Origin of the sequence: uncultured Pelagibacterium sp., assembly GCF_963972885.1 — a bacterium.
Classification (GTDB): domain Bacteria; phylum Pseudomonadota; class Alphaproteobacteria; order Rhizobiales; family Devosiaceae; genus Pelagibacterium; species Pelagibacterium nitratireducens.
The window spans coordinates 1-7,653 of sequence record NZ_CAXAXY010000123.1 but is presented as its reverse complement, the minus strand read 5'-3'; the positions used below and the strand labels follow the sequence as shown (position 1 = coordinate 7,653).

Sequence of the window (7,653 nt, the reverse complement as noted above, 5' to 3'; positions counted from 1 at the left end):
GCGATTGAATTTTTACACGCCCGAAGAACTGGTCCAGATCGTCGAGCGCGGTGCGCGGCTGATGGGCATGGCCATGACATCGGATGGTGCGCTTGAAGTCGCCCGCCGCTCGCGCGGCACGCCGCGCATTGCGGGGCGTCTGTTGCGCCGGGTCACCGATTTCGCGCTTGTCGAGGGCGCGGCCGAGATCAACCGCAAGGTCGCCGACAAGGCGCTGTTGCGGCTCGATGTTGATGCCAGGGGGCTCGATCAGCTCGACCGGCGCTATCTTACGACAATTGCCGAATTTTATGGCGGCGGGCCGGTCGGCATCGAAACCATTTCGGCCGCACTGTCCGAACCGCGCGATGCCATCGAGGAAATCGTCGAGCCCTATCTCATCCAGCAGGGGTTCATCCAGCGCACCCCGCGTGGACGGATGATGACGGCACTCTCGTTCCAGCACATGGGCTATGCCGTCCCGCAGGGCTTTGCTGGCCTGCAGGCGAGCCTGTTCGAGGAGGAGAGCGGGGAGTGAGCGTTTTTGGCGGCGAAATCGGGGCCGATGGCATCCACCGGTTCCCGGTACGCGTCTATTTCGAGGACACCGATTTTTCCACCAATGTCTATCACGCCGCGTATTTGAAATTTTTCGAGCGGGCACGGACCGAATTTTTGCGCGCCCATGGCATCCATCACTCTCAATTGATCGCCGAGGGCCTCGCCTTCGCGGTGCGGGAAATGACCATTTCCTACGACAGACCCGCCCGTATCGACGATCTGCTCGAGGTCACAACGGAAATGGCCGCGGCCGGCGGGGCGCGGTTTGCTCTGGCGCAATCGATGAAGCGCGACGCAGAAATCATCTGTCGGGCGCAGGTCCAGGCGGTTTTGCTCAACGCCGCGGGGCGGCCGGTCCGCCTGCCAGCAGCCCTTCGCGCCTTACTTGATCGGCGTTGAGCGCTTCTTAACCTTTCCTTGACCATAAATGGGGCAAGCGGCCCTGCTGCGTCGCGGTGACCCGGTCGCGGGCATTTGTCGAAATTCAACCTGCGTCGCTTTGACGACGAAAAGTGGGACCACTTTTCTGCACGCGGCGTTAATTTTGACAAATTTGACCGCGATTGCATCGGGTGTTGCTGGCGGCGGGGCACCCATCGGCAAGGTTTTTTCTCCGAGGAACACTCATAATGGAAGCTATGGACGCAGTGGGCAGCGCGGCGGCGCACACCGATTTTTCGCCCATCGGCCTGTTTCTGATGGCCGACATCGTCGTCAAGCTGGTGATGCTCGGCCTTCTGGCCGCGTCGATCTGGTGCTGGGCCATCATCATCGACAAATCGCTCAAATTCACCCGCGTGCGGTCGGACATGAACCAGTTCGAAAAGACCTTCTGGTCGGGCCAGTCGCTCGAAGAGCTCTATCAGACGCTCTCCCAGCGCCCCACCAGCGGGCTGGCGGCGGTGTTCGTTGCAGCGATGAAGGAATGGAAGCGCAGCCACGAACAGAACGCCTCGAGCTATCTCGGCGTGCAGGCGCGGCTCGACAAAGTGCTCGACGTGGCCATCGCGCGCGAAAGCGAACAGCTTGAAAGCCGGCTCTCGTTTCTGGCGACCGTGGGCTCGGCGGCCCCGTTCATCGGCTTGTTCGGCACCGTCTGGGGCATCATGAACGCCTTTTCGTCCATTGCGGCCTCGCAAAGCGCCAGCCTTGGCGTTGTCGCCGGCCCCATCGCCGAAGCGCTTTTTGCCACGGCCATCGGCCTTGTGGCGGCCATTCCGGCGGTTATCGCCTACAACAAGCTCTCGGGCGATGCCAACAAGCTGGTTGGCCGGCTTGAAGGCTTTGCCGATGAATTCGCGGCCATTCTGGGCCGCCAGCTCGAAGCGCGGAGCCGCAAATAATGGGCATGGGTGTTGCAGGCGGAAGCGGGGGCGGACGCCGCCGCCGTCGCGGCCAGCGCAGGGCCATGATGAGCGAAATCAACGTCACGCCCTTTGTGGACGTGGTGCTGGTGCTGCTCATCGTGTTCATGGTCGCCGCTCCGATGATGACGGCGGGGGTCGCGGTCGATCTGCCGCAGTCATCGGCGGGCGAGTTGCAGACGCCGCGCACCCCGATCATGGTTTCGGTTACCCCCGAGGGTGAGATTTTTGTCGATGACGAGCCGGTGGTGTCTTCCGCGCTGGTGGACGCCGTTTCCGCGCTCGCGGAATCGACTGAAGACCGGATCTATGTGCGGGGCGACACCTCTGCCAGCTACGGCACCGTGATGGATGTCATGGGCACGCTTTCGTCGGCCGGATATTCGCGCATCGGATTGATCACGCAGCAGCCGACTGCCGACAGCTCGGGGCAATAGTCCATGCGGATCGGGACCACCGTATCGGTCGTCGGCCATATCGCCATTATCGGGCTCACCCTCGTGCAGCTCTCGAGCGTCGAGCGGCTCGATCCGAACATGGATTCGGCGATTTCGGTCGATCTCGTCCCGATTTCGGAATTTTCAAATATCCAGGCGGGCAATCTGCAAAGCGAGATCGTGGAGACCGAAACACCGTCGGCCGTCGATACCGAAACCGAGGCCGAGCTTGCCGAGCGCACCGGCAACACCGAAGAAGACCAGCCCAACCCCGAAATTTCCGATACCCCGTCTCCAGCGCCCACTATTGAGACAGCGCCGGCGCCCGAACCTGCTCCGGAACCCGAGCCGGAGCCTGAACCTCAACCGGAACCCGAGCCCACACCGCCGCCCACCCCGGCGCCGCGTCCCGAGCCCACGCCGGAACCCGAACCGGCACCCGAGCCTGAGCCGACACCCGCACCAGAGCCAGAGCCCGCGCCTGAACCTGTTCCGGAGCCAGAACCTGAGCCTGAGCCTGAGCCTGAGCCGGAACCAGAGCCGGAGCCCGAACCTGAACCCGAGCCGGAGCCTGTCGCGCCGGTACCGCCGCAGGTCACGTCGTCGGTGTCGCAACTGCGCGAGCAGTTTGCCGAGGCGCAGCGTCAGCCCGAGCCTAGCCCAACGCCGCAGGAGCCCTCCAGCCAGGTGTCCGATGACATTGCCGACCGCATCGGCGATCTGATCAATGAGGAAACCTCACGCGGGGCCACAACAGGCGACGGTGGGCAATCCTCGTTGGGAGCGCCCAGCGGTCAGTCTGCGACGCTCACCCAGTCCGAGCAATCGGCGCTGGCCGCTGCCATGCGTCGCTGCTGGACGCCGCCGCCGGGCGCGCTCAGCGTGCCGGGGCTGACGGTGCGGGTCTTGGTTACGTTCAACCGGGACGGGTCGGTTTCAGCGACTGAAATCCGCTCGGCGCTGACCGACGATCTCATGCGTTCCACGGCGTTTGCCGCCCAGCGGGCCGTTGAGCGCTGCGGTCCCTATACCATGCTGCCGGCAGAAAAATACGACAGCTGGCGGCAGGTGGACGTGACGTTCGATCCGCGCGACCTTTAACCGAGCGACATCAATGCGTGGCCAAAATGCAATAACGAGCGCAAAACTGACCTCTCACCGATATTCGGACATGATTTGCCGATAATCGGGGCAACCTCAATTTGGCCTCTCCGATTGACCCTTCGGATCGAGGCGGCGGCACAGGCCGTCAAACATGGAGACTGACGTGGAAAACATTTCGATGACCCGCAGGACTGCGCTCAGGCTGGGGCTTTCCGGCGCCGCGATGATGGCCGCAAGTCCGGTGCTGGCGCAATTGCAGATCACGGTGACGGGCGGCAATTTCACGCCCATGCCCATCGCCATCCCCAATTTCGCCTCCGCCGATGCGGCTTTCGGGGCCGAGGTGGCGCAGGTGGTGCGCAACAATTTGACCAATTCGGGCCTGTTCCGGCTGGTCGATCCGGCCGGATACCCCGCCCAGGTGGGCGATCCCAGCCAGACCCCCGATTTCCCCGCCTGGCGCTCGACGGGCGCGGACGCGGTGATCATGGCGGACGCCAACCGCGCGGAACAGATCCAGTCGAGCCTGCGGTTGTGGGACACGACGGCGGGCGCGCAGGTAACGGGAAAATCATACGGTACGGACGCAAGCTCATGGCGCCGTATCGCCCATATCGCATCGGACGCGGTCTACACGGGGCTGACCGGGGAAACGGGCTATTTCGACTCCCGCGTCGTGTTCGTGGCCGAAAGCGGCCCGCGCGCCAACCGCGTCCGGCGGCTGGCCATCATGGATCAGGACGGCGCCAATATCCGCTATCTCAGCGATGGCGCCCAGCAGATCCTTACCCCGCGCATGTCGCCCGACGGCCAGCTCATTGCCTATATGGTCCTGGACGGCCCGACCTCTTCAGGCATTTTCGTTGTGAACATGGCGACAGGCCAGGCACAGTCCATCGGCCAGTTCGGACAGATGAGCTTTGCCCCGCGTTTTTCGCCCGATGGTCGCCGGTTGGTGTTCTCGGTCAGCAATGGCGCGGTCACCAATATCTACGCGATGGATCTGGGGGGCAGTCAGCCTCAGCAGCTCACCACGGGCTCGGCCATCGACACCTCGCCCTCCTACTCGCCGGATGGGCAGCGTCTTGCGTTCGAATCCGATCGGGGCGGGCGTCCGCAAATTTACGTGATGTCGGCGGCCGGTGGTGGCGCGGAACGGATTTCGTATGGCGACGGGTCCTATTCGACCCCGGTCTGGTCGCCCAAGGGCGATCTGATCGCCTTTACCCGCCAGTCGGGTGGCCAGTTCTCGATCGGCATCATGGGACCGGATGGATCGGGTGAGCGTATCCTTGCCACTTCCTACCACGCCGAGGGGCCCACATGGGCGCCCAATGGCCGGGTCTTGATGTATTTCCGTGACCCCGGTGGCAATGACGGTTCCCAGCTTTATTCCATCGACATCTGGGGCCGTAACGAGCGGCGCGTTCCCACCGAGGGCTTCGCGTCCGATCCGGCCTGGGGCCCGCTGTTGTCGTAATGGCCATTGCAGTCGTGCAACACATGCAAGGCGTCCTGTTTCGGGACGCCTTTTTGCCGGGCAGATGCCGCAATTGCGCCCGATTAGCACAAGATTAACTATGCCCACACACGCGCGATTAAGATAACGCGCTGTAAAAATGCTAACCACAATTTTCCGGTTCTGGAGCTTTTTCGCTATGGGTTCGACCATGCCCCTTCTTCGTTTCGGCAAAGGCCTCCTGTTGGCGGTTTTGCTCGTTGCCGTCGCAGCCTGCGCCCGCACACCGACCACAGGCGTCGGCAATATCAGCGGCGATGCCGCCGGGGGCGGCGGTGCTCCTGGCAGCCAGCAGGAATTCCTGGTTTCGGTCGGCGACCGCGTCTTCTTTGAAACCGATTCTTCGGTTCTGACCGCCGATGCGCAGGCGACACTGGACCAGCAGTCCCAGTGGCTGCAGCAATACGCCCAGTACCGCATCGTGATCGAAGGTCACGCCGATGAGCGCGGCACGCGCGAATACAACATCGCGCTGGGTGCCCGCCGTGCCACCGCTGTCGTCAACTATCTGGTTTCCCGCGGCATTCCCCAGGAGCGCCTCTCGACCGTTTCCTACGGCAAGGAACGCCCCGTCGCGATCTGCAACGATATTTCGTGCTGGAGCCAGAACCGCCGCGCGGTCACCGTTTTGACAAACTGACCATCCAAATCGCCAATGCCAATCTGGAGGCATAGCGTCGGGACCGCGTATCTGGTCCCGGCGCTTCTTTTTTGCCAAAAACCTGCTTTAATCACGCATCCTTAAATCGTTGAACTGCGTTGCCAATGCAAAAGTGGCGCGTTTAAAGGAGATTTGTTGTGTCGAGACTTTTAACGACGCTCGTGGGGCGATGGCGGCAGGGCGCCGTGATCGCCGCAACGGCGGGACTTCTGACTTTTTCCATGACTGTCGCCGGACAGGGGCAGGGCAATGACCTGGCCGGTATGCAGGTGCGCATCGACCAGCTCGAAGAGCAGGTGCGGCTCAATTCGGGTCAGATCGAGGGGCTTCAGTTCCAGCTCACCCAGCTCCAGAGCCTTCTCGAGCGCACCCAGGAAGACAATGAATACCGCTTCCAGCAGCTGGAGGGCGGGAGCCTGGGGGAAACTGATGCGGCAATCCCATCCGGCGGCGAGACGCCTGCCGAGCGGTTGCCGCAGGACCCCCAGCCCCAGAGCGAGCCGGCCCCCTCCGATCAGACGGTGATCGATCCCCTGATCGGGGATTCCGACATCATCGATAGCAGCGAAATCGGCGGCGAGGACAACCTCTATGCCAGCGATGTGTTCGGGCAGGAGTCGAGTGAGGAGGGTGCTGACGGGGTCGTTCTGGGCCCACCCGAGGGCGAATTGGGCAGCACGCCACCCTCCGAGCCGCTCGATCTCAGTTTCGATCCCGATGCGATCCCGCTTGAGGATGGCGATGCCAACGCTCAGTACCAGGCGGGTTACGATGCCGTGGTGCGGGGCGAATACGCCTTTGCGGAAAACCAGTTTCGCCAGTTCATCGAAACCTTCCCCAACCACCAGCAGGCGCCCGATGCGACCTATTGGCTGGGCGAAACGTTGATCGAACGCGCCGCCTATGGGGAAGCGGCCGAAGTTCTGCTCGAAGGGTTCGAAAGCTACACGACCTCGACCCGTGCGCCCGATCTGCTGTTCAGCCTCGGCGTTGCGCTGCACGGGGCGGGAGAGTTCGATACCGCGTGCCGGACTTATGGCGAAGTGCTGCGTCGCTATCCGGACTCCACCCAGGCCTTCAAGGACAGGGTGACGGCCGAGCAGGCGCAGGCGGGGTGCTGACCCCGGCTGACATGGCGTTGTGCGGTCTCGACCCCGAGACGCTTTTTGCGCCTCTGGCCGGTCGAAAAACCATAGGCCTCGCCGTTTCGGGCGGGGCCGATTCGCTTGCACTGATGCTTCTCTATGCCGCCTGGAGCGGCACAAAGCCCAGGGCGATCGTCTATACCGTCGACCACGGCTTGCGGCCCGAGGCGCAGGCCGAAGCGGCCATGGTTGCTCGCGAGGCCGGAAAGCTCGGACTTTCCTGCCGCGCGCTTGCCTGGACGGGGGACAAACCTTCGACAGGCAGGCAGAGCGCGGCGCGCAAAGCCCGCTACGGGCTGATTGCGCAGGCGATGGACGCCGACGGGGCCGAAATTCTGCTCACCGCCCATCATCTGCGCGATCAGGCCGAAACGGTCCTGATGCGGCTTGCCCATGGCAGCGGAGTTTCCGGGCTGGGCGGCATAAGGACATTTTCGAGCGTCGAGGGAATTTGTGTTTTCCGGCCGCTGCTTGGAGTTTCGCCCGAAACGTTGGCGACGCTGGTGGCGCGGGCCGGGTTGTCGCCGGCCTTCGACCCGTCCAACGCCGATCGAACCTATGAACGCACGCGCTGGCGCGACGCGTTGCCCGGCCTTGCCGATCTCGGGCTCGCGCCCGATCGGCTGGGCAAGGCCGCCGAACGGCTCCAGCGGATCGATGCTTTGGCCATTCGGGCGACCGATGGGTTTATCGCCGGGCATGCCGCGCGCGATCCCCTGGGAATCGTGCGGATCGAGCGCGAGGCGTTCGGGACTGCCGATCCTGAAATCAGGGTGCGCGTTATCGAGCGGGCATTGGCTGGCGTATCTGGAGTGCAATCGTTCTTTCTGTCGCGGATCGAGGCGCTGGCGGAGCGCATTGCGGCGGGTACGCGGTTTACGGC

General features: G+C 63.3%; 9 protein-coding genes. All 9 read left to right on the top strand.

Translation table 11 applies throughout. From position 1 onward, the window contains the following. Window positions 1-517, top strand: a 517-nt coding sequence (locus AACZ55_RS14730) for a Holliday junction DNA helicase RuvB C-terminal domain-containing protein (protein WP_339647314.1), incomplete at its 5' end; no start/stop codon positions are given. Then, window positions 514-939, top strand: a complete 426-nt coding sequence (gene ybgC / locus AACZ55_RS14725) for a tol-pal system-associated acyl-CoA thioesterase (RefSeq protein ID WP_339647312.1) — start codon at window positions 514-516, stop codon at window positions 937-939. The genes AACZ55_RS14730 and ybgC, both read left to right, overlap by 4 nt. Before the next feature lie 239 nt (window positions 940-1,178). Continuing rightward, window positions 1,179-1,883: a protein TolQ gene (tolQ, locus tag AACZ55_RS14720; protein ID WP_264227606.1), complete on the top strand. Its 705-nt coding sequence runs from the start codon at window positions 1,179-1,181 to the stop codon at window positions 1,881-1,883. Further along, the gene (locus AACZ55_RS14715; protein ID WP_014131609.1) at window positions 1,883-2,341 is read left to right on the top strand and encodes a biopolymer transporter ExbD; all 459 of its coding nucleotides are present in this window, start codon (window positions 1,883-1,885) and stop codon (window positions 2,339-2,341) included. The genes tolQ and AACZ55_RS14715 overlap by 1 nt, the downstream gene beginning before the upstream one ends. Window positions 2,342-2,344: 3 nt before the next feature. Continuing rightward, window positions 2,345-3,442 (top strand): cell envelope integrity protein TolA, encoded by a 1,098-nt coding sequence (locus AACZ55_RS14710; RefSeq protein ID WP_339647309.1) that lies wholly within the window; start codon window positions 2,345-2,347, stop codon window positions 3,440-3,442. A gap of 181 nt (window positions 3,443-3,623) precedes the next feature. Further along, on the top strand, window positions 3,624-4,925 hold the full coding sequence (tolB, locus tag AACZ55_RS14705) for a Tol-Pal system beta propeller repeat protein TolB (protein WP_338609448.1): 1,302 nt from the start codon (window positions 3,624-3,626) through the stop codon (window positions 4,923-4,925). 178 nt (window positions 4,926-5,103) lie between these two features. Beyond that, a complete protein-coding gene (gene pal / locus AACZ55_RS14700) occupies window positions 5,104-5,604 on the top strand; it encodes a peptidoglycan-associated lipoprotein Pal (RefSeq protein WP_338610634.1) in 501 nt (166 codons plus the stop codon). 158 nt (window positions 5,605-5,762) lie between these two features. After that, a complete protein-coding gene (ybgF, locus tag AACZ55_RS14695; RefSeq protein ID WP_339647306.1) occupies window positions 5,763-6,746 on the top strand; it encodes a tol-pal system protein YbgF in 984 nt (327 codons plus the stop codon). Continuing rightward, the coding region (gene tilS / locus AACZ55_RS14690) for a tRNA lysidine(34) synthetase TilS (RefSeq protein WP_339647303.1) at window positions 6,740-7,653 on the top strand (914 nt) is incomplete at its 3' end. The genes ybgF and tilS, both read left to right, overlap by 7 nt.

Excerpts from the sequence above, each read along its gene's own strand:
- tolQ (WP_264227606.1), top strand. The coding sequence starts at position 1,179 with ATGGACGCAGTGGGCAGCGCGGCGGCGCACACCGATTTTTCGCCCATC.
- AACZ55_RS14715 (WP_014131609.1), top strand. The coding sequence starts at position 1,883 with ATGGGCATGGGTGTTGCAGGCGGAAGCGGGGGCGGACGCCGCCGCCGT.
- AACZ55_RS14710 (WP_339647309.1), top strand. The coding sequence starts at position 2,345 with ATGCGGATCGGGACCACCGTATCGGTCGTCGGCCATATCGCCATTATC.
- tolB (WP_338609448.1), top strand. The coding sequence starts at position 3,624 with ATGACCCGCAGGACTGCGCTCAGGCTGGGGCTTTCCGGCGCCGCGATG.
- pal (WP_338610634.1), top strand. The coding sequence starts at position 5,104 with ATGGGTTCGACCATGCCCCTTCTTCGTTTCGGCAAAGGCCTCCTGTTG.